This window comes from Pseudomonas gingeri (genome assembly GCF_013385425.1).
Classification (GTDB): domain Bacteria; phylum Pseudomonadota; class Gammaproteobacteria; order Pseudomonadales; family Pseudomonadaceae; genus Aquipseudomonas; species Aquipseudomonas gingeri_D.
Genome location: NZ_JACAQA010000015.1, coordinates 194120 through 217944 on the forward strand (window position 1 = coordinate 194120; position 23825 = coordinate 217944).

The window sequence follows — 23825 nt, forward strand, 5'->3', positions numbered from 1 at the left end:
TGCGCTTGTTCATGAAGTGTGTTGGGTCGCGGCACTGTTAAGATAGCGGCACACGGATCAGCACAGGGCTTGAGTGACGGCCAATGTCGGAAAAAGACACGATCTCCATCCATCTGGTGCACGAGGCACTGTTGCAGAGTTGCGCCCCCGGTGCGGACACCGTGCAGGTGCTGGACAAGGTCGGGATCGACTCGACGCTGCTGGAACAGCCTGATGCCCGGGTGCCAGCCAGTGACTATGCGCGTTTGTGGCGCCTGTTGGCGCGGCGCAACGATGATGAATTCTTCGGCATGGACCCGCGCAAGCTGCGCGCCGGCAGTTTCGCCTACCTGTGCCGCGCCGGCATGGCGCAGCCGACGGTGACGGCCGGGCTGGACTCGGTGCTGGATTTCCTGTCGTTGATGCTTGAGCGTCTGCCGGCTCAACTGGTGCGCCAGCAAAGCCTGGCGGAAATTGTCCTGCTGGAGCCGGAAGGCGAGGGGCGACGGCCGTTTACCTATTTCGCCTACTGGATGATCGTCCACGGCGTGGCCTGCTGGCTGGCCGGGCGGCGTATCCCGATCCTGGCCATCGAGCTGCGCTGCGCCGAGCCGGATTACTGCGAGGACTATCGGGTGATGTTTTCCGAGAACCTGCGTTTTGACCGGCCGCGCACCCGGATGATCTTTTCCGCCGACTGCCTGGACCTGCCGATCAAGCGCAGTGCCGAGGAACTGCAACGCTTCCTGGCGCTGGCGCCGGCCAATATCCTGGTCAAATACCGCGATGCCCAGAGCCTGGCCAGCCGGATCAAGCAGGACCTGCGCCAACAGCCGGCTGAAGACTGGCCGGAAACCGAAGGGCTGGCCGTGCAATTGTGCATGTCGGCCTCGACCCTGCGCCGGCGGCTGGCGGAAGAAGGGCAGACCTACCAGGGCCTCAAGGACAGCGTGCGCAAGGAGTGGGCGATTGCCTGGCTGGCGGAGCCGTCGATCAGCTTCGCCGAGATCGCCACCCGGCTGGGCTTCGCCGACGCCAGTTCGTTCTACAAGGCCTTTCGCAAATGGTCCGGGTCCAACCCGGGGCATTACCGCAGCCTGATCCTCAACGAGGTGCACTAGGCCGCTTATTGGCCAAACCAGTCAATCAGGTTGAAAGCTTTGACCATTGTCCCAAGTCCCTGACAGCGCGACTATTTCCAGGATTTTTCTACGGTTCCTTCCAATAACAAGACCGAGAGATTCTGGACATGCGCGACTATCAGACTGCCACTGCGGACTTCGATTATCAGCAAGCGGCCCAAGCGGGCCTGAAAGGGACATTGACGGCGCTCAACGCCTGTGTCGAATGCTGCGACCGGTATGCCTTGCCGGGGCGCATCGCGCTGTTCTGGGAAGGCCGCGACGGCAGCAGTGCGATCTACACGTTCAGTGAATTACAGGACAAGGCCGCGCGTTTCGCCAACTTCCTGCTCACCCAGGGCGTGCGCCGTGGCGACAAGGTCGCCGCGCTGTTGCCGCGCAATGTCGAACTCTTGATCACGCTGTTCGCCACCTGGCGCATCGGCGCCGTCTACCAGCCGCTGTTTACCGCTTTTGGCCCCAAGTCCATCGAACACCGCCTGGGCGGCTCCGGGGCCAAGCTGGTAGTCACCGACGTCGTTAACCGCGACAAACTCAGTGAAGTCGCCGACTGCCCGGCCATTGTCACGGTCGGCGGCCCCAAGGGGCAGGGCATCGTGCGTGGTGATTTCAGCTTCTGGGCCGAACTGGACAACTACCCGGCTTACTGCGAACCGGTGCTGCTCACCGGTGAAGACCCATTTCTGCTGATGTTCACCTCGGGCACCACCGGCCCGGCGAAACCCCTGGAGGTGCCGCTCAAGGCGATCATCGCGTTCCAGAACTACACCCGCGATGCAGTTGACCTGCGCCCTGAAGATGCGTTCTGGAATGTCGCCGATCCGGGCTGGGCTTATGGCCTGTATTTCGGCATCACCGGGCCGCTGGGCATGGGTCACCCGATCACCTTCTACGATGGCCCGTTCACGGTGGAAAGCACCTGCCGGATCATCGAGAAATACGGCATCACCAACCTCACCGGATCACCTACCGCCTACCGGTTGCTGATTGCCGCCGGCGAAGCGTTCGCCAGCAAGGTCAAGGGCCGCCTGCGGGTGGTCAGCAGCGCCGGCGAGCCGCTGAACCCGGAGGTGATCCGCTGGTTCGCCGATAACCTGGGGGTGACCATTCTCGACCATTACGGCCAGACCGAAATGGGCATGGTGCTGTGCAATCACCACGGCCTTGAGCATCCGGTGCATATCGGCTCGGCGGGGTTCGCCTCGCCCGGGCATCGCATCGTGGTGCTGGATGAGCAGCAGCGCGAGTTGGATGTCGGGCAGCCGGGGATTCTCGCGCTGGATCGTTCCCAATCGCCGATGTTCTGGTTCAACGGCTACCAGGGGTTCGAGACCAAGGCTTTCGTTGGCCAGTACTACCTCAGCGGTGACACCGTGGAACTGAATCCGGACGGCAGCATCAGCTTTGTAGGGCGTAGCGATGATGTGATTACCACTTCGGGCTATCGGGTCGGCCCGTTCGATGTCGAAAGCGCCCTGGTGGAGCACCCGGCGGTGGTGGAGGCGGCGGTGGTCGGCAAGCCTTGCCCGGAGCGCACCGAGGTGGTGAAGGCCTTTGTCGTGCTCAGTGCGCGCTACCGTGCCGAGCCGCAGCTGGCCGAGGAGTTGCGCCTGCATGTGCGCAAGCGCCTGGCGGCCCATGCCTATCCACGGGAAATCGAATTCGTCGACGAACTGCCCAAGACCCCGAGCGGCAAGTTGCAGCGTTTTATCTTGCGCAATCAGGAAATCGCCAAGGCTCAGGCTGCGACCTGAATACAGGTTCATCAGAATTATTGACGGTTTTAACGAAGGACACTGCAATGGACATTCAAGACAAGGCTTTCATGGTCAGCGGCGGGGCTTCCGGCCTCGGTGCGGCCACCGCTGAAATGCTGGTGGCCGCCGGCGCCAGGGTGATGCTGGTGGACCTCAATGCCGAGGCCGTCGCCGCCCAGGCAAAAAAGCTCGGTGCGCAAGCCCGTAGCGTGGTCGCGGACATCACCCAGGAAGCCCAGGCCCAGGCGGCGGTACAGGCTGCGGTCGAAGCCTTTGGCGGCTTGCATGGCCTGGTCAACTGCGCCGGTATCGTGCGCGGCGAGAAGATCCTCGGCAAGAACGGCCCGCACCTGCTGGAAAGCTTCAGCCAGGTGATCAATGTCAACCTGATCGGCAGCTTCAACCTGCTGCGCCTGGCTGCCGCGGCCATTGCCGAAACCGAGGCGAATGCCGACGGCGAGCGCGGGGTGATCATCAATACTGCCTCCGCCGCCGCCTATGACGGCCAGATCGGTCAGGCCGCCTACGCCGCGTCCAAGGGCGCCATTGTCAGCCTGACCCTGCCGGCGGCCCGTGAACTGGCACGTTTCGGCATCCGCGTCATGACCATCGCCCCAGGCATTTTCGAAACCCCGATGATGGCCGGCATGACCCCGGAAGTCCGCGCTTCGCTCGCGGCCGGCGTGCCGTTCCCGCCGCGCCTGGGCAAGCCCGGCGAGTACGCCGCACTGGTACGGCATATCATTGAAAACAGCATGCTCAATGGCGAGGTGATCCGTCTCGACGGCGCCTTGCGCATGGCCGCGAAATAGGAGAAACGATCATGACCAGCAACGATCCCATTGTTATCGTCAGTGCCGTACGCACCCCCATGGGCGGCTTCCAGGGCGACCTGAAAAGCCTCAGCGCGCCGCAACTGGGCGCCGCCGCGATCCGTGCCGCCGTCGAGCGCGCGGAACTGGCGCCGGACGAAGTCGAGCACGTGCTGTTCGGCTGCGTGCTGTCCGCCGGTCTCGGCCAGGCCCCGGCTCGCCAGGCGGCCCTCGGCGCCGGGCTGGACAAGTCGACCCGCTGCACCACCCTGAACAAGATGTGCGGTTCCGGCATGGAGGCGACCATCCTCGCCCACGACATGCTGGTGGCCGGCAGCGCCGAGGTGGTGGTGGCCGGCGGCATGGAAAGCATGTCCAACGCGCCATACCTGCTGGACCGTGCCCGTAGCGGCTACCGCATGGGCCACGGCCAGGTGCTCGACCATATGTTCCTCGACGGCCTGGAAGATGCCTACGACAAGGGGCGCCTGATGGGCACCTTCGCCGAGGACTGCGCCGAGACCCACGGTTTCAGCCGTGAAACCCAGGACGCCTTTGCCGTGGCCTCACTGACCCGTGCGCAAGCCGCGATCAGCGAGGGCCGTTTCCGCGCGGAAATCGTGCCGCTGACGGTTACCGTGGGCAAGGAGCAGCGGCTGATCAGCGACGACGAACAGCCGCCCAAGGCCAAGCTGGACAAGATCGCCAGCCTGAAGCCGGCGTTCCGTCCGGGCGGTACGGTCACGGCGGCGAACTCCAGTTCGATTTCCGACGGCGCGGCGGCGTTGGTGCTGATGCGTCAGTCCGAAGCGCAGAAACGTGGACTCACGCCCTTGGCTGTGATTCGCGGGCATGCGGCGTTCGCTGATACCCCGGGCCTGTTCCCGGTGGCGCCGGTGGGTGCGATCCAGAAACTGATGAAAAAAACCGGCTGGTCCCTGGATCAGGTCGATCGCTTTGAAATCAACGAAGCCTTCGCCGTGGTCACCCTGGTGACCATGCAAAAGCTGGAACTGCACCACGACAAGGTCAACGTCCACGGCGGCGCCTGTGCCCTGGGCCATCCGATCGGTGCGTCCGGCGCGCGGATTCTGGTGAGCCTGCTCTCGGCCCTGCGCCAGAACGGCCTGAAGCGCGGGGTCGCGGCCATTTGCATCGGCGGCGGTGAAGCCACGGCCATGGCCGTCGAGTGCCTGTACTAGGAGTTCCCATGCTACCCACCGATGAACAACAACAGATCGCCGAAGCGGCTCGGGATTTTTCCCAGGAACGCCTGAAACCCTTCGCCGCCGAATGGGACCGCGAGCACCGCTTTCCGAAGGAGGCCATCGGCGAAATGGCCGGGTTGGGTTTTTTCGGCATGCTGGTCCCGGAGCAGTGGGGCGGCTGCGACACCGGCTACCTGGCCTATGCCATGGCCCTGGAAGAAATCGCCGCTGGCGACGGTGCCTGCTCGACCATCATGAGTGTGCACAATTCGGTCGGCTGCGTGCCGATCCTCAAGTTCGGTACCGAGGAACAGAAAGCCCGTTTCCTGCCACCACTGGCCAGCGGTGCCATGCTCGGCGCCTTCGCCCTGACCGAGCCGCAAGCAGGCTCCGATGCCAGCGGCCTGAAGACTCGCGCCAGGCTTGAGGGCGACCACTACGTGCTCAACGGCTGCAAGCAGTTCATCACCTCCGGGCAGAACGCCGGGGTGGTGATCGTCTTCGCCGTGACCGATCCGGCCGCGGGCAAGCGCGGTATCAGTGCCTTTATCGTGCCCACCGACTCGCCGGGCTATATCGTCGCCCGGGTCGAGGACAAGCTCGGCCAGCATGCCTCCGACACCTGCCAGATTCTCTTCGAAGACGTGAAGGTGCCCGTGGCCAACCGCTTGGGCGAGGAGGGCGAGGGTTACCGCATCGCCCTGGCCAACCTGGAAGGTGGCCGGGTCGGTATCGCCGCGCAATCGGTGGGCATGGCCCGGGCTGCCTTCGAGGCCGCCCGCGACTATGCCCGCGAGCGGGAAAGCTTCGGCAAGGCACTGATCGAGCACCAGGCCGTGGCGTTCCGCCTGGCGGACATGGCCACCCAGATCGCCGTGGCCCGGCAGATGGTGCATTACGCCGCCGCCCTGCGTGACAGCGGCAAGCCGGCGCTGGTGGAGGCCTCCATGGCCAAGCTGTTCGCGTCGGAAATGGCCGAGAAGGTCTGCTCCCAAGCCTTGCAAACCCTGGGTGGCTATGGCTATTTGAGCGACTTCCCGTTGGAGCGGATCTACCGCGACGTGCGGGTCTGCCAGATTTACGAAGGCACCAGTGACATTCAGCGCATGGTCATTTCGCGCAACCTGTGATCAAGGAATCTATCGATGAGTTATGAAACCATTCTGCTGGACATCAAGGACCGTGTCGGCCTGATTACCCTGAGCCGCCCCCAGGCGCTCAACGCCCTGAACGCGCAGATCGTCAGCGAACTGAACCAGGCGCTGGACGCCCTGGAAGCCGATCCGAACATCGGTTGCATCGTCTTGACCGGCTCGAGAAAAGCCTTTGCGGCCGGGGCCGATATCAAGGAAATGGCCGAGCTGACCTACCCGCGGATCTACCTCGACGACCTGTTCAGCGACAGCGACCGGGTGGCCAACCGGCGCAAGCCGATTATCGCCGCGGTGTCCGGTTTTGCCTTGGGCGGCGGTTGCGAGCTGGCCCTGATGTGTGACTTTATCCTGGCCGCTGACAACGCCAAGTTCGGCCAGCCGGAAATCAACCTCGGCGTGCTGCCGGGCATGGGCGGCACCCAGCGCCTGACCCGCGCGGTGGGCAAGGCCAAGGCCATGGAAATGTGTCTGACCGGGCGCTTTATCGATGCGGTGGAAGCCGAGCGTTGCGGGATCGTGGCGCGGATCGTGCCGACCGATGAGCTGCTTGAGGAAGCGCTGAAGGTCGCGGCGCTGATTGCCAGCAAATCGGTGCCGATCAGCATGATGGTCAAGGAAAGCGTCAACCGCGCCTTCGAGGTCAGCCTGTCGGAAGGTGTGCGTTTCGAGCGCCGGGTATTCCACGCGGCGTTCGCCACCCAGGATCAGAAGGAAGGCATGGCGGCGTTTATCGCCAAGCGTGAGGCGCAGTTCAAGGACAGTTGAGTCGCAGGATGATTGGGTAGGGTGGGTGAGTGTGGCGAGCGGGCTTGCCCGCTCGCCATAAGGCCGTGCTCTGCAGTTACACCAGGTAGTGCTTCAGTTCCCGCGCGATCAGCATCCGCTGAATCTCGCTCGATCCTTCATAGATCTGGGTGATCCGCGCATCCCGGTAATAGCGCTCCACCGGATAATCTTCCAGGTAGCCATAGCCACCATGAATCTGCATGGCCGAGGAGCAGACCTTCTCGGCCATTTCCGAGGCAAACAGCTTGGCCTGTGAAGCCTCCGACAAACACGGCCGCCCGGCACTGCGCAGGCGCGCCGCGTGCAGGATCAGCAGGCGTGAGGCATTGATCCGGGTGTGCATGTCGGCCAGCAGGTTGGCGATGCTCTGGTGCTCGATAATCGGCTTGTCGAACTGCACCCGTTCCCGGGCATAGGCCAGCGCCGCTTCGAATGCGGCCCGGGCAATGCCCAGCGCCTGGGCGGCGATACCGATACGACCGCCTTCCAGGTTCGACAGGGCAATGGCCAGGCCCTTGCCGCGTTCGCCCAGCAGGTTGGCTTCAGGCACGCGGCATTGATTGAGGGTCACCGCGCATGTGTCGGAGGCGCGAATGCCCATTTTGTGTTCGGTACGATCAACGATAAAACCCGGCGTATCGGTGGGCACCAGGAATGCCGAGAGGCCTTTCTTGCCCAACTCAGGATCAGTGACGGCAAATACAATCGCCAGCTCGGCGCGCTTGCCGTTGCTGACAAACTGCTTGGCGCCATTGATCACCCACTCGCCGTCCTTCAGTTCGGCACGGGTCCGCAGGTTGTGGGCCTCGGAGCCGGCCTGGGGTTCGGTGAGGCAGAAGCAGCCGATGGCCTGGCCGGTGGCGAGGCGTTCCAGCCAGGTTTCTTTCTGGGCCTGGCTGCCGTAGTTGAGGACCGGTCCGCAGCCGACCGAGTTGTGAATGCTCATCAGGGCGCCGGTGGCACCGTCACCGGCGGAAATTTCTTCCACGGCCAGGGCGTAGGCCACGTAGTCGACATAGGTGCCGCCCCATTCCTCGGGCACCACCATGCCCAGCAGGCCCAACTCGCCCATCTTGGCGACCAGGCCGTCGTCGATCCAGCCGGCCTTTTCCCAGGCCTGGGCATGGGGCGCGATCTCGCCGCGGGCGAAGTCCCGGGCCATGTCGCGGATCATCACTTGTTCTTCGCTCAGTTCGATATCGTGCATGCTTCAGTTCCCGCTCGTGTCGAGGCCATGGAAAAAGCTGGCGACCTGTTCGGCGTCCAGTTCGCGCAAGGTCGGTGGGTTCCAGCGCGGGGACTTGTCCTTGTCGATCAGCAGGGCGCGCACGCCTTCCATCAGGTCGCCACGGTCGAACCACTGGCGATCCAGGTGCAGTTCCAGGGCGAAACAGTCCTCCAGGCTCAGGTGGCGGCCACGGCGGAGCATTTCCAGGGTGACGGCCATGGCCAGGGGCGAGCGGCTCTCCAGCAGGTCGGCGGTTTCCCGAGCCCATTCATGGCTGTCGGCGACGGTCACTTCGCGCAGTTGCTCAACCATGCTCGGGACATCCGGCAGGGCGAAGAAGTGGTCGATGGCCGGGCGCAACGCGTCGAGCGGCGCATCGGGCAGGGTTTGCACGGCGAGTTTGGCCAGCAGGCCCTGGAGGTCCTTGAGCGGTGTTTCGTGCCACTGCAAGCGGTCGAGGCGTTCGTCCAGTTGGGCCAGTTTGTCGCTGGTCAGGTACCAGTCGGCCAGGTCGCAGTAGAGGGCGTCGGCGGCGCGGATCTGTACGCCGGCGACCCCCAGGTAGATGCCCAGTTCGCCGGGAATACGCGGCAGGAAATGACTGCCGCCGACATCCGGGAAATAGCCGATGGCGACTTCCGGCATGGCCAGGCGACTGCGCTCGGTGACCACCCGCAGGTCGGCGCCTTGTACCAGGCCCATGCCGCCACCGAGGACAAAGCCGTCCATCAGCGCCAGCACCGGTTTGCGGTAGTGGTGGAGCGCCAGGTCCAGGGCGTATTCCTCGACGAAGAAATCTTCGTGCAGGCGCCCACCGCTCTGGTAGCTGTCATACAGCGAACGGATATCGCCGCCGGCACAAAAGGCCCGCTCACCGGCACCGCGCAAGACCACCGCGTTCACCTCGGGGTCGTGGGCCCAGGCGTCGAGCTGCTGCTGCAGGGCGCGGATCATGTCCAGGGTCAGGGCGTTGAGGCCGGCGGGGCGGTTGAGGGTCAGGTGACCGATATGGTTGCGCACGTCGGCCAGGACATCGGCGCCGGTGGTGTCGAGGTCCGGGGTGGCGGAGGATGAAACCCGAGCAGTCATTGCTAACTCCCTGCTTTTATTGTCTTTTTTGATGTGTTCGGCGGGCGAACGATACCCGATCGTAGCAGTGCAAATTTGCCGTGTACAACCCGAATATTCGCAGGTCGAATCTGCGTTTTTGCCTGGGTCGAGTCTGCGCGTATACGCCGTCTCTAGACCTTAGTCGTGCCTGGGCCTCAAAGCGAATAACGCCGCCTTCGGACAGCGCGTCGCAACAGGATCGGCTGTGACCGCCCCGTCACGGGCTTTTTCCGGCTGTTTCGGCGCCACCTTACGACACCCGCCCGATGCCTCGAGTTGGCATTCTGGCCTCCTTGCGGTGACGTTCCCCGAACGGCCGCAAGAGGACAAGCCCCGATCCTTGCGGATCCGGGCTTATTCAATAACAACAAGAACGATCACGCGGCATCGGCCGCGACCATTCTCTGCCCCTGTCCAAAAGTGTGTCGGCCCGTGCCGGCCCGCAATAACTCCAAATAATCCGGGACTCTGAAGATGACTCATACATGGCTGACCTTACCTGTGCTGGCGTTGGCGCTTTGCTGTGGCGGCGCAAGCGCCAAGGAATGGAAAGAGCTGCGCTTTGGCACCAATCCGTCTTACCCACCCTTTGAATCGAGCACCGCCGAAGGTGGCGTGCAGGGCTTCGGTATCGATCTGGGCAATGCCATCTGCACCGAGCTGAAACTCAAGTGCGTCTGGGTCAGCAATGATTTCGACGGCCTGATTCCGGCACTCAAGGCCGGCAAGTTCGACGCCATCGAGTCGTCGATGACCGTCACCGAACCACGCAAGAAGCAGATCGACTTCACCGACAAGCTCTACGCCGGCCCGACGGCCATCGTCACCCGCAAGGACTCGGGGCTGCAACCGACCGCCGAATCCCTGAAGGGCAAGACCATCGGCTATATGCAGGGCACCATCCAGGAAGCCTACGCCAAGGCGCGTCTGGCGCCGGGCGGGGTGAAGATCCGCGCCTACCAGAATCAGGATCAGGTCTATGCCGACCTGGTCTACGGCCGTCTCGACGGCTCGATCCAGGACAAGCTGCAAGCCGAGATGAGCTTCCTCAAGTCGCCCCAGGGCGCGGCCTTCCAGAACAGCGTGGGGATCAGTGATCCGATGATTCCGACGGACATTGCCATCGGTGTGCGCCAAGGCAATGACGAGCTCAAGGGTATGCTCAACGGCGCGATCAAGGCGCTGCACGAGAAGGGCATCTACGCCCAACTGCAGAAGAAATACTTCGGCGACCTGGACCTCTACAACAACTGATCCCGGCGACCATGACCCCCGTACGGCTGCTGGCCGTGCGGCGGCGGGTCGTGGCGCTGGAAGACGGGTGATCGATGTGACGACCTTTCTCGAATTCTTCGGCCTGGATGCTTCCAGCCTGCAAGGCTATGGCCCGCTGCTGCTGCATGGGGTGTGGGTCACCGCCCAGCTCTCGGCGCTGTCGCTGCTGGTGAGCATGATCCTGGGCTTGCTCGGTGCCACGGCCAGGTTGTCGCCGCTGCGGCTGCTCAATCTGCCGGCGACCCTCTATACCACCCTGGTCCGCGGTGTTCCGGACCTGGTGCTGATGCTGCTGATTTTCTACAGCCTGCAGGGTTGGCTCAGCCATCTGACCGAGGCCATGGGCTGGCCCTATCTGGAAATCGATCCCTTCGTGGCGGGTGTCGTGACCCTGGGCTTTATCTACGGCGCCTATTTCACAGAGACCTTTCGTGGCGCGATCCTGAGCGTTCCCCAGGGCCAGACCGAGGCCGCGACGGCTTATGGGCTGAGCGCCTGGCAGCGGTTTCGCTGCGTGGTCTTCCCGCAGATGATGCGTTTCGCCTTGCCGAGCCTGGGCAATAACTGGCTGGTTTTGCTCAAGGCCACGGCGCTGGTGTCGATCATCGGCCTCGCCGATCTGGTCAAGGTCGCCCAGGACGCGGGTAAAAGTACCTTCAACATGATGTATTTCCTGGTGCTGGCAGCGCTGCTCTACCTGCTGATCACCAGCGCTTCGAACTACGTGCTGCGTTGTCTGGAGCGGCGTTTCAACCTCGGTGTGCGGGAGTCGGCGCGATGATCGAGTTGTTCCGGGAATACTGGCAACCTTTCCTGTTCACTGACGGTGAGGGCCTGACGGGCCTGGCCATGACCCTGTGGTTGTTGTGCGCGAGCATCGCCATCGGTTTTGTGCTGTCGTTGCCGTTGGCGTTGCTGCGGGTGTCGCGCAACCCGTTGTTGCGCTGGCCGGTGCAGGCTTTCACCTATGTTTTTCGCGGCACGCCGCTCTATATCCAGCTGTTGATCTGCTACAGCGGGGTCTACGGCATGGCGGTGGTTCGTGAACAACCCTTGCTGGAAGCTTTTTTCCGCGATGCGATGAACTGCACCTTGCTGGCGTTCGTGCTCAACACCTGTGCCTACACCGTGGAGATTTTCGCCGGGGCGATTCGCAGCATTCCCTACGGTGAAATCGAGGCGGCCCACGCCTATGGCCTGAGCGGCTGGCGCCTGGCCGTGCGCTTGATCCTGCCGTCGGCGTTGCGCCGGGCGCTGCCGTACTACGGCAATGAAGTGATCCTGATGTTGCATGCGACTTCGGTGGCGTTCACCGCGACCATCCCGGACATCCTCAAGGTCGCCCGGGACGCCAACTCCGCCACCTTCATGACCTTCCAGGCCTTCGGCATTGCCGGGCTGCTTTATCTGGGCTTGTCCTTCGGGCTGGTGGGTGTGTTCCGGCTGGCGGAACGGCGCTGGTTGGGCTTCCTCGGTCCGGCGCACTGAGCCAATCCATCTTGCAAACACCGTACAACCTGTAGGAGCTGGCTTGCCGGCGATGGCGTCCTCGAATTCAACGCTGGACTCACTGGCCTCATCGCCGGCAAGCCAGCTCCTACAGGGGCGTGTTTCTCCCATTTTTCCAGGGCTTGGCCCGGGAGCTTTCATGTACCAATTGAATATCGAAAACCTCTACAAGCGCTTCGGCGATAACGAAGTCCTCAAGGGCGTATCGCTCCAGGCCCGCTCCGGCGATGTGGTGAGCATGATCGGCGCCAGCGGCTCGGGCAAAAGTACAATGCTGCGCTGCATCAACTTTCTCGAACGTGCCGACGAAGGTCGCATCGAGCTGGACGGCGAGTTGATCGCCACCCATCCGGCGCCGGGCGGGATGAAGGTCAGCAGCCCGGCGCAGTTGCAGCGCCTGCGCACCCGCCTGGCCATGGTGTTCCAGCATTTCAACCTGTGGAGCCACCTGACGGTGCTGGAGAACATTGTCCTGGCACCGTGCCGGGTCTTGGGCGTGACTCGCAAGGACGCCGAGGAGCGGGCCCGGGCCTATCTCGACAAGGTCGGCTTGCCCCAGCGGGTGGCCGGGCAGCATCCGGCGTTTCTCTCCGGTGGCCAGCAGCAACGGGTGGCGATTGCCCGGGCCCTGGCCATGGAGCCGCAGATCCTGCTGTTCGACGAGCCGACCTCGGCGCTGGATCCGGAGTTGGTGGGCGAGGTCTTGAAAGTGATTCAGGCGTTGGCCGAGGAAGGTCGTACAATGCTCATGGTAACGCACGAGATGGGCTTTGCCCGGCAGGTCTCCAGCCAGGTGCTGTTCCTCCATCAAGGTCGGGTCGAAGAGCAGGGCGATGCCCGGATGCTCGACAATCCGCAAAGCGAGCGTCTACAACAGTTTCTTTCTGGCCGTTTGAAGTGAGGCAAGCCATTTATGGCGGATGTTCGTGACCTGTCGATCGTTCTGGATCGTATCGACCAGGCAATTATCGAGGTGCTGCGCCACGATGGGCGTATCACCTACCAGAAGCTCTCCGAGCGTGTGCACCTGACCCCCCGGCCTTGCCTGGAACGGGTGCGCAAGCTGGAACAGCTGGGTGTGATTCGCGGCTATGGGGCGATTATCGACGAGAAAAAACTCTCGGCGGGGTTGTCGCTGCTGGTGCTGGTGGCGTTGTCGAACCAGAGCGGGCGGGCGGCGCAGAAGGCCTTCGAGGCCAAGACCAGGGCCTGCCCCCAGGTGCTGGAGTGTCGCTTGATCAGCGGCGCGTTCGACTACAGCCTGCGCATGCGTTGCCGCGACATGGAGCATTACCGGGTCCTGACGGAAACCTGGCTGGAAGACCCGGAGCTGCATATCGACAAGCTGGTCAGTCACCCTGAACTGGCCATGGTCAAGATCTCGATGGAATAGCCAATGGTGTCTGGCGGGGGACCGCGTTATCGTTCTTCGCGGCGGTGCGGCGTTCCGACAAGCTCCGCTCCCACAATGTCGGTGTCATGCTCAAAGTCGGCATACAACCGAGATCCTGTGGGAGCGGAGCTTGCCCGCGAAGAGGCCCTAAAGAGCGGCGCTGAATGTCACTCTTGTGAGGTGTTTCATCCGCTCGCCGATTCTGCTGCACCACGCAAATCTTTCAGCCGTTTCCAGCCTTCGCCACTGCCTTATCAACCGGGTTTTTCCCCGTCTCGAACAGACAATGAGCACCTCAACCCCTCATTGAATTCGTGCCCATGCAAACCACCCACACCGTCTTGATGGTTCGTCCGGCGAGCTTCGCCTTCAATCCCGATACCGCCGCCAACAACCGTTTCCAGCAGCAGGCCCTGCTCGACGAAAACGTTCAGCAGCAGGCCCTTGAGGAATTCGACCAGTATGTCGCGGTCTTGCGCGCACACGATGTCGAGGTCCTGGTGCACCACGACCGCGCCTTGCCGCATACCCCGGATTCGATCTTTCCCAACAACTGCTGGAGCAGTCATCCCGACGGCACCCTGGTGATCTATCCGATGCAAGGGCATAACCGCCGCCTGGAGCGCAACAAGGGGGTGCTCGACTGGCTGCGTGAGCAGCATCAGGTGCTGCACTGCGTGGACTTTTCCGGCCTGGAGGCCCAGGGCCTGTTTCTCGAAGGCACAGGCAGCATGGTCTTCGATCGTGAGCAGCGGATCTGTTACGCCGGATACTCCACCCGCACCCATGCCGCGGCGTTGCAGCCGGTGCTCGATCACCTGGGCTATGAGCTCTACGGGTTCAATGCCGTGGACCGGGCCGGGGTGCCGATCTACCACACCAATGTGATGATGAGCGTCGGCCGGCACCTGGCCGTGGCGTGCCTGCAGGCCGTCAGCGATCGGGCCGAACGCGATGGCCTGCGTCAGCGCCTGGAGTCCAGCGGTAAGGAAGTCCTGACCCTGGACTGGAGCCAGTTGGAGTCCTTCGCCGGCAATATGCTGGAAGTGCACAGCCGCCGGGGCGAACCGCTGCTGGTGATGTCGCGCACGGCCTGGGCGGCGCTCGATGCCGGGCAGCGACGACAAGTCGAACGCCATGCCACGCCCTTGCCGGTCAAGATCGACACCATAGAACGCATTGGCGGCGGCAGTGCCCGCTGCATGCTGGCCGAAGTATTCCTGCCCCGACATCCTGTCACCGTGGAGTGCGCCCGATGATTGTTCGCCCCGCTCGCCTGTCCGACCTTCCGGCCCTGTTGTCCCTGGCGCAAAGCGCCGGCGCCGGCCTGACCACCTTGCCCGCCGACCCGCAGCGCCTGCAACATCGGCTGGAGTGGGCGCAGAAAACCTTCGCCGGCGTTGCCGAGCGGGGCGATGCCGACTACCTGTTCGTCCTTGAGGCCGCCGAAGGCGAAGTCGTGGGTATCTGCGCCCTGGCCGGCGCGGTCGGCCTGCGCGAACCCTGGTACAACTACCGGGTCGGCCTGTTGGTTGCCGCGTCGAAAAACCTGTCGATCAACCAGCATCTGCCGACCCTGTTCCTGGGCAACGACATGACCGGTCATTCCGAACTGTGCTCGTTGTTTCTCGGCGCCAAGCATCGCGAGGGCCTGAACGGCCGGCTGTTGTCCAAGGCGCGCTTCTTGTTCCTCGCCGAATTCCGCGAATGCTTCGGCGACAAGGTGATCGCCGAGATGCGCGGTTACTCAGACGAGCAGGGCATCTCGCCATTCTGGGAAGGCCTGGGGCGACACTTTTTCAAGATGGATTTTGCCGATGCCGACTTTCTTACCGGCCAGGGCAACAAGACCTTTATCGCCGAGCTGATGCCCAAGTTCCCGCTGCCCACCTGCCTGCTACCCAAAGCCGCGCAGGCGGTGATTGGTCGGGTTCATCCCAATACCGAGCCGGCGCTGGGCATGCTCAAGGCCGAAGGGTTCGGTTTCAAGGACTACGTCGACATCTTCGACGGCGGGCCGTTGATCGAGTGTGCCACCGATGAGATTCGCGCCGTGCGCGACAGCCAGGTGCTGGTACTGAGCATTGGCACGCCCGGCGAGCAGGCCGAGCCTTACCTGATCCACAATCGCCAGTTCGCCGAGTGCCGGATTGCGGCTGCGCCCGCTCGGGTTGCTGCCGGAACCCTGGTGGTCGAGGCCCGGACCGCCAGGGCGCTGGGGTTGGACGCGGGGGCTTCGGTACGTGCCGTGACCTTGTCGGCGCGCCGCGTGCAACAGGCTGCTGCCTAGCCTGTTCTTGACCTGAAAGTGTTTCGGATGCCCGGGGAAATGAAAAAGGGCTGCAAAGTCAGTGTTCTGGCTCGGAAAAACGGTAGAACTGTCATTTCTGACAGTTGTGGGGCGCGGCGATGAACGATTGAATAGCCGGCAGCCCCACCTGCCGGCACGGTATGGAAGGGCGCCACTCCCAGGGAGGACCCGCTCATGATACTGGAGGAACTGCGAGGCTATCGACTTGGCCCGGCGGGCGAAGCGGATTCGACGTTTGGGCAGTCGGGTACGGTCAGGTTGCAGTTCCCCGGTTGTCTGTCGAGCCTGGCCAATGACGTAGTGGCCTGTGCCGATGGCAAGGTCCTGGTGGCACTCAAAGTGGGTTTTGCCGACGGTTGCCGTTTTGGTCTGGCCCGCCTGCATGAGGATGGAGCGCCGGACGCTTCCTTCGGTGACGGCGGTTTTGTCTGCGGTAGCTTCCAAGCCGGTATCGAGGCCATGGCCAGTAGCGTGCAGTTGCTCGCCGATGGACGCATCCTGCTGTTCGGCCTGCACTACCTGGGCGACGAGCATACCTTGCCGGGCGTGGCGCGGTTTGACGCCGATGGATGCCTGGATCCGACCTTCGGCGACCAGGGCGTGAAGGTGCTGCGCTTGCCCGGCGGCCTCGCCGAGGGCCCGCGGGACGGCTGGTTACCACCCGGGCTGCCGGGCGTCGAGGCCTGCGCGGGCGTGGTGCAGGAGGACGGCAAGATCCTGCTGATCGCCAACCACACCTACACCTTCGCCGATTATGTCGGATTATTGATCCGTCTTCAGCCCGACGGCACCCTGGACCCGGCGTTCAACGGGCGGGGGTTTGTCGTGGTGCGGCATTTGTTGATGAACTCCTGGCTGAGCTGCGTCCGGGTCCAGGCCGACGGCAAGATCCTGGTGGGTGGCTCGGTGGGCTTTCCCCAGTTGGGACTGATGGTGCGCTACGAGGTCGACGGTCGTCTCGATCATGACTTCGGCGACCTGGGGTTTCTCTCGTTCGGCTTTGCCGGGGCCAGCTCCCTGGTAACAAACCTGGCGGTTGGCAATGAAGGGCGACTGCTCTGTGTTGGTAACCGTTTCAATCCCATGCGCGGTGCCTTGCAGGGGTTCAGCGCCCACGGCGGCATGGACTTCGGTTTTAATGATACGGATGCGGCGATGCTTGAGCTCGATACCCCGGGCAGTCTTTGGGCCGACCTCGTGGTCCAGGCCGACGGATCGATTCTGGTGGCGGGCTCGACGCTGATGGGCTTTGGCTCGGACTTTGTACTGGCGCGTTACCTGGCCGACGGCCAACTGGACCGGGACTTCGCCGGTGGGCGCGGCTGGGTGCGCACGAGCCTGGGCCACAGCCTGGACACTGTCACCAGCCTGGCGGTGCAGGACGATGGGCGGATCCTGGTGGCCGGCCATTCGTTGTTCGGCAGTTTCAGGGCAGTGGTGTTGCGTTACCGGGGCTGACCGTTGGGCTGCAATGTCCTGCTGACGCTGTGGCAGTGCCATAGTGAAGAGGGATGGGTGGCGGAGAACGAATCATGTGGCGACTCAAAGCGCTGGCTGCAATGCTGTTGTTGCTGTCTTCCAACAGCTGGGCGGAAAACGTGCTCTATCGCGCGCAACAGCCTGTCGAGTTGGGGGCGGTGCGAACCGAGGTGGCGTTGCGTTCCAGTGGCGGCGCGCAGAAGGGCGGTTTGCTTGCCTGGAAAGGGGCGCGGCCATTGGCGTTGGCGTTGTCCGGGATCTGGGCGCTCGAAGCACCGGCGGCCGGTTACCGGCTTTACCTGAATCTGCCGCCGAACGTGCAACCCGATGACTCGGACCCGGGGTATCTCGGCGATGTGAGCTTCTATGGGGCCCCCGACCACTTCGATAACCAGCGCCCCAAAGAGGTGGCTTTCCTGCTCGACGAAGCCCTTGAGCGTCTGCGCAAAGCCGGACGGTTGGCGGCGCTGCCCACCCTGACACTGATCCCCGTGGCCATTGAGGAACAAGGCCGCAAGCCAAGGATCGAGGCAGTGTCGATCGTCGAGACTCCGCACTGATGTAAAAGTTCCAACTTTCATTGAGGAATATTCACTCGCTGCTAATCTGACCTTGCTGTTGATTTGGGAAGTCAATTAGTACTGTCAAGGAGTGAAGTATGACTATCAGTCGAAGGAAATTGCTGCAAGCGGGTGCGTTGGGCGGTGGGATGGCAATGTTGCCGCTGGGCTTGATGCAAAAAGCCTGGGCGGGTTCAACCCAGGCTCTGGTGCGGTATAACGTGCTCTCCCCGGAAGGGGACAAGATGTTGAGGGTCTACGCCGCCGCCGTGAAGAAGATGATGGCCAAGCCGACTACTGATCCGCTGTCCTGGACGTTTCAGTGGTACACCCACGCGATGCCCTCCAAGTATCCGAAAGCACAGACCATCACCGAGGTCTTCGGCAGTGGCAGCAGCCCTCAGAAAGCCTTGGCCCAGTCCATGTGGTGGACCTGCGAGCCCCACTCCAGCGGCAACAACGACGCTTTCCTGCCCTGGCACCGGATGTATGTCCTGTATTTCGAGCAGATCATTCGTGAAGTCTCGGGGGAACCGAAATTTACCCTTCCGTTCTGGGACTATACCGGGCCGTACAGTGCTGCGGGCAACAATTACAGCGTGATGCCCAAGCAGTTCCTGCTCAAGGATGACCCGGTGTTCGGTTCGCTCTATCGCCCGGACCGCAATCCCAATTCGAATGCCGGCAAGCCGGTGGTGAATAATGGTTCGCCGCTCGATCTGTCCTGCATGAAGTGGTCGGACTACAGTGGAAAATTCGGTTTCTGCAACAACATCGACAACAACCCACACGGCAGTCTTCACGGTGACGTGGGCAACAGCTTGGGGATGGGCGCGGTGCCATGGGCGGCCTACGACCCGATCTTCTGGGTTCACCACGCCAATATCGACCGCATCTGGGCCGGCTGGAACCGAAGCGGCGGGAAAAACCCGAGTGACAGCAAGTTCCTCGGTGAGTCCTGGGTGTTTGCCGACAAGGCGGGCAAGGCCGTGACCACCAAGGTCAGCCAGGTGCTCGATACGACGACCTGCCCGTACCCTTACGTCTATTCGGAGTATCCGCAGCGGCCCAAGGCAAGCCTGCAGTTCGCCACGACGCAGAAGAAATTCCAGTTGCAGGCGCAAAGCCTGGTGGCCGCCACGCCGTCCGCCACAGCCAATGCTATAAGTCTGGGTGGCAAGGCGACGACGGTGGCCCTGGTGACCCACTCGCTCAGTACCAGCACCAACGCCGCGCAACCGGCGGCCCGCAGCTTTGCCTTGCAGTTGAAGGCCCAGCCGGCGATCCGTGAATATGCCTTGTCGTTCGAGGCGATTGCGGCCGCCAGCGAGCCGGGCAACAGCTATGACGTGTATCTGGGACTGCCGGCAGGTGCCGCGCCGGACCCTGAGTACCGGGTGGGCTCCATCAGCATGTTCGGAGTGGGTAACCAGGCGATGCATGGTGGTCATCATGCAGGGTCCAAAGACGTGGCCTTCCTGGTCAGCGAACAGATGCAGAAACTGCTCAAGGTCGGTACCCTCACCGATGCGCCCGCGGTCACGCTGGTGCCGGTGGGCGATCCCAACCCCGGGTCGGCACCGACGATCGGTAATATCTCGCTGCAAACACTGTGAGCTTTTCTGTAGGAGCGAGCTTGCTCGCGATGGTAGCCCAGGCACTGTGGGGTATCAGGTGCTCAGCGTTATCGTTGACGACCATCGCGAGCAAGCTCGCTCCTACAGGAGGCATCAGTCACGCAACTGCGGCCTGTCCCTGAACTGCTCCAGCGCCTCGGGATTGGCCAGGGCGTCGGTGTTTTTCACCGCCAACCCGTGCACTACGTTACGCACCGCCAGTTCCACGATCTTGCCGCTGAGGGTGCGCGGAATGTCCGTGACCGCGAGGATCTTCGCCGGCACATGTCGTGGCGTGGTGTTGGCGCGGATCACCTGGCGGATCTGTTGCTCCAGGGCCTCGTCCAGTTCGACGCCCTCGCGCAGACGGACGAACAGCACCACCCGCACATCGCTCTGCCATTGCTGGCCGATGGCGATGCTCTCCAGCACCGGTTCAACCTTTTCCACCTGCCGATAGATTTCCGCCGTGCCGATGCGCACGCCGCCGGGGTTGAGCACGGCGTCGGAGCGACCATGGATCACCATCCCGCCGTCGGCGAATTCTTCGGCATAGTCGCCCTGGGCCCAGACTCCGGGAAACTGGCTGAAATAGGAGGCCTTGAGCTTCTCGCCCAGGGGGTCGTTCCACAAACCCACCGGTATGGCCGGAAAGTGCCGGGTGCAGACCAGCTCGCCTTTGGCATCGAGCACCGGCTGGCCGTTGTCGTCCCAGACCTCCACCGCCATGCCCAGGCTCTTGCTCTGCATCCGGCCACGCACCACGGGCAGTGTCGGGTTTCCGCTGACGAAGCAGGAAACGATATCGGTTCCGCCGGACATGGAGGACAGGCAGAGCTCCTCCTTGATCTGGCGATAGACGTAGTCGTAGCTGCGCAGCGACAACGGTGAGCCGGTGCACAGCAGGGTTTTCAAACTGTCCAGCCGATGGCTCTGGCGTGGTACGAGCCCGGCGTCCTCCAGGGCGGCGAGGTATTTGGGGCTGGTGCCGAAGGCACTGATGCCTTCGCTGTCGATCAGGTCCAGCAGGCGTTGCGGGCCGGGGTGGAACGGCGAGCCGTCGTAGAGCACCAGGGTGGCGCCGACCGCGAGGCCCGAGACCAGCCAGTTCCACATCATCCAGCCACAGGTGGTGTAGTAGAACAGGCAGTCGTCACGGCCCAGGTCGACATGCAGGCCGTGCTCCTTGAGGTGTTGCAGCAAAACCCCGCCGGTGCTGTGAACGATGCACTTGGGCACCCCGGTGGTGCCGCTGGAATAGAGGATGTAGAGCGGATGAGCAAACGGCACGGGCGTGAATTCGGGATCGCCGCCGGCCTGGTAGAAGTTGTTCCATAGCGACACGTTGGCCTGGGTGCGGAAGTCTTCGGCGCGCGCTTCGGGACGGGCGTAAGGGACGATCACCAGTTGCTGCAAGCCGGGCAGGCGTTCGAGGATTTCGTTGAGCTTGGCGGTCTGGTCGATCAGCTTGCCGGCATAACGATAGCCGGCGCAGGTGATCAGCACCTTGGGTTCGATCTGGCCGAAGCGGTCGATCACGCCCTGGGTGCCGAAGTCCGGCGAGGAGCAGGACCAGATCGCCCCGAGGCTGGTGGTGGCGAGCATGCCCACCAGGGTTTGCCAGGTGTTGGGCATGCAGGCGGCGACCCGGTCGCCGAAGCCGACACCGGCGGCCCGCAGGCTTTTTTGCAAACCCGCGACCTGGGCGGCGAGTTCGCCGTGGGTCAGGGTCTCCCGGCGTCCGTCTTCGCTGACGGCGACCACCGCCAGGTGCTCGTCGCGGCGGCGCAGCAGGTGTTCGGCGAAGTTCAGGGTGGCCCCGGGGAACCACTGGGCGCTGGGCATCTGCGGGCCTTCGTGCAGTACCGCGCTGGCCGGGCTATGGAATTCGACGTCGAAGAAGTCGACGATGGCCTGCCAGAAGTCCTCCCGGCGCTCAATGCTGAAGCGGTGCAGGGCGGGGTAGTCGTCCAGTTGCAGGTCGTGGCGATGATTGACGAAGCGCCGGAACGCTTCGATCCGGGTCTTGCTGACACGCTCGGCGCCGGGGCGCCAGAGGACTTCGGCCATGGTCTTTACCTTGTTTTTTTCTAACCGATCTTTGGCAGCGCACGATCATTGTGGGAGCTGAGCTTGCTCGCGAAGGGGGCCGCGAGAACGCCAAAAGCTTCGCGGGCAAGCCCTGCTCCTACAGGTGTGGTGGTGTTTTCGAGAGCGGGTGTCAGGCAATCAACTATTGTGCCAACCAGCCGCCATCGATATTCCACGCCGCGCCGCGCACCTGGCTACCGGCCTCGCTGCACAGGAACAGCACCAGCTCGCCCAGGTGCGCCGGGGTGACAAACTCCAGCGATGGCTGTTTCTCCGCCAGCAGATCGTGTTGCGCCTGTTGCGGATCGACCCCGCCGGCGGCACGGTCGTCGATCTGTTTCTGCACCAGCGGGGTGAGCACCCAGCCCGGGCAGATGGCATTGCAGGTGACATTGCTGGTGGCGGTTTCCAGGCCCACCACCTTGGTCAGGCCGATCACCCCGTGCTTGGCCGCGACATAGGCGGCCTTGCCCACGGAACCGACCTGCCCATGCACCGAGGCGATATTGACGATCCGCCCCCAGCCCTTGGCGCGCATCCCCGGTAGCGCCAGGCGTGTACTGTGGAACACCGACGACAGGTTGATGGCGATAATCGCATCCCAGCGCTCCACCGGGAACTCTTCCACGGTGGCGACATGCTGGATGCCGGCATTGTTGACCAGGATATCCACCCCGCCGAACTCGCGCTCGGCGTAGGCGAACATCTCGGCGATCTGCGCCGGGTCGCTGACATCGGCCGGGTGATGGCCGACCCGGCCACCAAACTGCTGGACCTCGGCGATGACCGCACCGGCATCACCGAAGCCGTTGAGCACCACGTCAGCCCCGGCCCGGGCCAGGCCCAGGGCGATGCCCAGGCCGATGCCGCTGGTGGAGCCGGTGACCAGGGCGGTTTTACCTTTGAGACTCATAGTCGATTCCTCACACGATGCCGGTGGCATAGAAGGTGGCGATCACCACGAAGACCGCCACGGTCTTGATCAGGGTAATGCAGAAAATATCTTTATAGGCTTCCCGGTGGGTCAGCCCGGTGACGGCCAGCAGGGTGATCACCGCGCCGTTATGGGGCAGGGTGTCCATGCCGCCGCTGGCCATGGCCGCGACCCGGTGCAGGACTTCCAGCGGGATATTCGCGGCATGGGCGGCGCTGATAAAACTGTCGGACATCGCCGCCAGGGCGATGCTCATGCCGCCGGAAGCCGAGCCGGTGATCCCGGCCAGCAGGGTGACGGTAATGGCTTCGTTGACCAGCGGATTGGGAATGCTCTTGAGCCAGTCGGCCAGCACCAGGAAACCCGGCAGCGAGGCGATGACCGCGCCGAAACCGTATTCCGAGGCGGTGTTCATCGCCGCCAGCAGGGCACCGCCCACCGCGCTTTTACTGCCTTCGGCGAGCTTGCCGCGAATGGTCCGGAAGCCGAAGATCAGGACCATGATGATGCCCACCAACAGAGCGGCCTGCACCGCCCAGATAGCGGTGATCTTGGCGATATCGGTCTGTACCGGCGTGGCCATGCCCGCCAGGCTGAGGGTGTGGGTCTTGCCGTACCAGAGCGGAATCCACTGGGTGAACAGCAGGTTCATGATGCCCACCAGCAACAGTGGCGAGAGGGCGATCCAGGGGTTGGGCAGGCGGATGTCCTCGGCGGTTTCCGGCTCGTTGCGCAGTTCGGTGCCGTAGCCTTCGCCGGCGCGCTGGGCCTTGTTGCGCTGGCGTTGGAGGAACAGCATGCCGGCGCAGAACACGAAGATCGTGCCGATCAGCCCCAGCCAGGGTGCGGCCCAGGCAGTGGTATTGAAAAAGGTGCTGGGAATGATGTTCTGGATCTGTGGCGTGCCGGGCAGGGCATCCATGGTGAAGGAGAACGCGCCGAGGGCAATGGTCGCCGGCATCAGGCGCTTGGGGATATTGCTCTGGCGGAACATCTCGGCGGCGAAGGGGTAGACCGCGAACACCACCACGAACAGCGAGACGCCGCCGTAGGTGAGCAGGGCGCAGACCAGCACGATCACCAGCATCGCCTGGCGGGTGCCGAACAGGCGGATGGCGGCGGCGACGATGGAGCGCGAGAAACCGGACAGCTCGATCAGCTTGCCGAATACTGCGCCGAGCAGGAAGACCGGGAAGTAGAGTTTGACGAAACCGACCATCTTTTCCATGAACACCCCGGTAAAGGCGGGGGCGACGGCGGAAGGGTCGGTGAGCAGGACGGCGCCGAGGGCGGCGATGGGGGCAAACAGGATGACGCTGTAGCCACGGTAGGCGGCCAGCATCAGTAATGCCAGCGCCGCGAGGGCGATGATCACACTCATGGTGTGTCTCCAAATTGTTATTTTTGTAGGTTAGGTCTGAATCTCCTGTGGGGTTTGCGAGTTCTGTGCCATTTATTTAAGTTATTGAAATAAAAGGGAT

General features: G+C 63.1%; 21 protein-coding genes. 16 read left to right on the plus strand and 5 right to left on the minus strand.

Annotation, left to right across the window (positions count from 1 at the left end; translation table 11 throughout):
- Positions 1–83: 83 nt before the first annotated feature.
- From HX830_RS19105 to HX830_RS19130, 6 genes are all read left to right on the plus strand, one after another.
- Entirely contained in the window at positions 84–1100 is a 1017-nt protein-coding gene (locus tag HX830_RS19105; protein WP_177101909.1) for an AraC family transcriptional regulator, read from the plus strand.
- Between the two features lie 128 nt (positions 1101–1228).
- Positions 1229–2875: an AMP-binding protein gene (locus tag HX830_RS19110; RefSeq protein ID WP_177101911.1), complete on the plus strand. Its 1647-nt coding sequence runs from the start codon at positions 1229–1231 to the stop codon at positions 2873–2875.
- Positions 2876–2922: 47 nt separating this feature from the next.
- Positions 2923–3690, plus strand: coding sequence for an SDR family NAD(P)-dependent oxidoreductase (locus HX830_RS19115; protein WP_152740277.1), 768 nt, complete (start codon positions 2923–2925; stop codon positions 3688–3690).
- Positions 3691–3701: 11 nt separating this feature from the next.
- Positions 3702–4892, plus strand: coding sequence for an acetyl-CoA C-acyltransferase (locus HX830_RS19120; RefSeq protein WP_177101913.1), 1191 nt, complete (start codon positions 3702–3704; stop codon positions 4890–4892).
- Positions 4893–4900: 8 nt separating this feature from the next.
- Entirely contained in the window at positions 4901–6028 is a 1128-nt protein-coding gene (locus HX830_RS19125; RefSeq protein ID WP_103494771.1) for an acyl-CoA dehydrogenase, read from the plus strand.
- A 15-nt stretch (positions 6029–6043) separates the two neighbouring features.
- Positions 6044–6817: an enoyl-CoA hydratase gene (locus HX830_RS19130; protein ID WP_177101915.1), complete on the plus strand. Its 774-nt coding sequence runs from the start codon at positions 6044–6046 to the stop codon at positions 6815–6817.
- 76 nt (positions 6818–6893) lie between these two features.
- Here HX830_RS19130 and HX830_RS19135 read toward each other — a convergent pair whose 3' ends face one another.
- Both HX830_RS19135 and HX830_RS19140 read right to left on the minus strand, forming a co-directional pair.
- A complete protein-coding gene (locus HX830_RS19135) occupies positions 6894–8045 on the minus strand; it encodes an acyl-CoA dehydrogenase family protein (protein WP_103494773.1) in 1152 nt (383 codons plus the stop codon).
- 3 nt (positions 8046–8048) lie between these two features.
- Positions 8049–9155, minus strand: a complete 1107-nt coding sequence (locus HX830_RS19140) for an enoyl-CoA hydratase/isomerase family protein (RefSeq protein ID WP_177101917.1) — start codon at positions 9153–9155, stop codon at positions 8049–8051.
- 495 nt (positions 9156–9650) lie between these two features.
- Between HX830_RS19140 and HX830_RS19145 the strand changes: the two genes are divergently transcribed.
- From HX830_RS19145 to HX830_RS19190, 10 genes are all read left to right on the plus strand, one after another.
- Positions 9651–10430, plus strand: a complete 780-nt coding sequence (locus HX830_RS19145; protein ID WP_177101919.1) for a transporter substrate-binding domain-containing protein — start codon at positions 9651–9653, stop codon at positions 10428–10430.
- A 76-nt stretch (positions 10431–10506) separates the two neighbouring features.
- Positions 10507–11232, plus strand: coding sequence for an ABC transporter permease (locus HX830_RS19150; protein WP_177101960.1), 726 nt, complete (start codon positions 10507–10509; stop codon positions 11230–11232).
- The gene (locus HX830_RS19155; protein ID WP_177101921.1) at positions 11229–11939 is read left to right on the plus strand and encodes an ABC transporter permease; all 711 of its coding nucleotides are present in this window, start codon (positions 11229–11231) and stop codon (positions 11937–11939) included. Before HX830_RS19150 ends, HX830_RS19155 begins: the two co-directional genes overlap by 4 nt.
- A 160-nt stretch (positions 11940–12099) precedes the next feature.
- Complete coding sequence (locus tag HX830_RS19160; protein ID WP_177101923.1) at positions 12100–12861, plus strand: ABC transporter ATP-binding protein; 762 nt, start codon at positions 12100–12102, stop codon at positions 12859–12861.
- Between the two features lie 12 nt (positions 12862–12873).
- Positions 12874–13353 (plus strand): Lrp/AsnC family transcriptional regulator, encoded by a 480-nt coding sequence (locus HX830_RS19165; RefSeq protein ID WP_177101926.1) that lies wholly within the window; start codon positions 12874–12876, stop codon positions 13351–13353.
- A gap of 320 nt (positions 13354–13673) precedes the next feature.
- A complete protein-coding gene (gene ctlX, locus HX830_RS19170) occupies positions 13674–14612 on the plus strand; it encodes a citrulline utilization hydrolase CtlX (protein WP_177101928.1) in 939 nt (312 codons plus the stop codon).
- The gene (gene astA, locus HX830_RS19175; RefSeq protein WP_177101930.1) at positions 14609–15643 is read left to right on the plus strand and encodes an arginine N-succinyltransferase; all 1035 of its coding nucleotides are present in this window, start codon (positions 14609–14611) and stop codon (positions 15641–15643) included. The genes ctlX and astA overlap by 4 nt, the downstream gene beginning before the upstream one ends.
- Positions 15644–15838: 195 nt before the next feature.
- Entirely contained in the window at positions 15839–17122 is a 1284-nt protein-coding gene (locus HX830_RS19180; RefSeq protein WP_177101932.1) for a hypothetical protein, read from the plus strand.
- A 74-nt stretch (positions 17123–17196) separates the two neighbouring features.
- Positions 17197–17703 carry a hypothetical protein gene (locus HX830_RS19185; RefSeq protein WP_177101934.1) on the plus strand — a complete coding sequence of 169 codons (507 nt, stop codon included), beginning with the start codon at positions 17197–17199 and terminating at the stop codon, positions 17701–17703.
- Between the two features lie 98 nt (positions 17704–17801).
- Positions 17802–19319: a tyrosinase family protein gene (locus tag HX830_RS19190; protein WP_177101936.1), complete on the plus strand. Its 1518-nt coding sequence runs from the start codon at positions 17802–17804 to the stop codon at positions 19317–19319.
- Between the two features lie 114 nt (positions 19320–19433).
- On the opposite strand, the gene HX830_RS19195 is transcribed toward HX830_RS19190, so the two are convergent.
- The 3 genes from HX830_RS19195 to HX830_RS19205 form a co-directional block, all read right to left on the minus strand.
- On the minus strand, positions 19434–21389 hold the full coding sequence (locus HX830_RS19195; protein ID WP_177101938.1) for an acetoacetate--CoA ligase: 1956 nt from the start codon (positions 21387–21389) through the stop codon (positions 19434–19436).
- A 163-nt stretch (positions 21390–21552) separates the two neighbouring features.
- The gene (gene hbdH / locus HX830_RS19200) at positions 21553–22323 is read right to left on the minus strand and encodes a 3-hydroxybutyrate dehydrogenase (protein ID WP_103495335.1); all 771 of its coding nucleotides are present in this window, start codon (positions 22321–22323) and stop codon (positions 21553–21555) included.
- A 10-nt stretch (positions 22324–22333) separates the two neighbouring features.
- On the minus strand, positions 22334–23725 hold the full coding sequence (locus HX830_RS19205; protein WP_103495334.1) for a GntP family permease: 1392 nt from the start codon (positions 23723–23725) through the stop codon (positions 22334–22336).
- Between the last annotated feature and the right edge of the window lie 100 nt (positions 23726–23825).

Excerpts from the sequence above, each read along its gene's own strand:
- HX830_RS19105 (WP_177101909.1), top strand. The coding sequence starts at position 84 with ATGTCGGAAAAAGACACGATCTCCATCCATCTGGTGCACGAGGCACTG.
- HX830_RS19110 (WP_177101911.1), top strand. The coding sequence starts at position 1,229 with ATGCGCGACTATCAGACTGCCACTGCGGACTTCGATTATCAGCAAGCG.
- HX830_RS19115 (WP_152740277.1), top strand. The coding sequence starts at position 2,923 with ATGGACATTCAAGACAAGGCTTTCATGGTCAGCGGCGGGGCTTCCGGC.
- HX830_RS19120 (WP_177101913.1), top strand. The coding sequence starts at position 3,702 with ATGACCAGCAACGATCCCATTGTTATCGTCAGTGCCGTACGCACCCCC.
- HX830_RS19125 (WP_103494771.1), top strand. The coding sequence starts at position 4,901 with ATGCTACCCACCGATGAACAACAACAGATCGCCGAAGCGGCTCGGGAT.
- HX830_RS19130 (WP_177101915.1), top strand. The coding sequence starts at position 6,044 with ATGAGTTATGAAACCATTCTGCTGGACATCAAGGACCGTGTCGGCCTG.
- HX830_RS19135 (WP_103494773.1), bottom strand. The coding sequence starts at position 8,045 with ATGCACGATATCGAACTGAGCGAAGAACAAGTGATGATCCGCGACATG.
- HX830_RS19140 (WP_177101917.1), bottom strand. The coding sequence starts at position 9,155 with ATGACTGCTCGGGTTTCATCCTCCGCCACCCCGGACCTCGACACCACC.
- HX830_RS19145 (WP_177101919.1), top strand. The coding sequence starts at position 9,651 with ATGACTCATACATGGCTGACCTTACCTGTGCTGGCGTTGGCGCTTTGC.
- HX830_RS19155 (WP_177101921.1), top strand. The coding sequence starts at position 11,229 with ATGATCGAGTTGTTCCGGGAATACTGGCAACCTTTCCTGTTCACTGAC.
- HX830_RS19160 (WP_177101923.1), top strand. The coding sequence starts at position 12,100 with ATGTACCAATTGAATATCGAAAACCTCTACAAGCGCTTCGGCGATAAC.
- HX830_RS19165 (WP_177101926.1), top strand. The coding sequence starts at position 12,874 with ATGGCGGATGTTCGTGACCTGTCGATCGTTCTGGATCGTATCGACCAG.
- ctlX (WP_177101928.1), top strand. The coding sequence starts at position 13,674 with ATGCAAACCACCCACACCGTCTTGATGGTTCGTCCGGCGAGCTTCGCC.
- astA (WP_177101930.1), top strand. The coding sequence starts at position 14,609 with ATGATTGTTCGCCCCGCTCGCCTGTCCGACCTTCCGGCCCTGTTGTCC.
- HX830_RS19180 (WP_177101932.1), top strand. The coding sequence starts at position 15,839 with ATGATACTGGAGGAACTGCGAGGCTATCGACTTGGCCCGGCGGGCGAA.
- HX830_RS19185 (WP_177101934.1), top strand. The coding sequence starts at position 17,197 with ATGTGGCGACTCAAAGCGCTGGCTGCAATGCTGTTGTTGCTGTCTTCC.
- HX830_RS19190 (WP_177101936.1), top strand. The coding sequence starts at position 17,802 with ATGACTATCAGTCGAAGGAAATTGCTGCAAGCGGGTGCGTTGGGCGGT.
- HX830_RS19195 (WP_177101938.1), bottom strand. The coding sequence starts at position 21,389 with ATGGCCGAAGTCCTCTGGCGCCCCGGCGCCGAGCGTGTCAGCAAGACC.
- hbdH (WP_103495335.1), bottom strand. The coding sequence starts at position 22,323 with ATGAGTCTCAAAGGTAAAACCGCCCTGGTCACCGGCTCCACCAGCGGC.
- HX830_RS19205 (WP_103495334.1), bottom strand. The coding sequence starts at position 23,725 with ATGAGTGTGATCATCGCCCTCGCGGCGCTGGCATTACTGATGCTGGCC.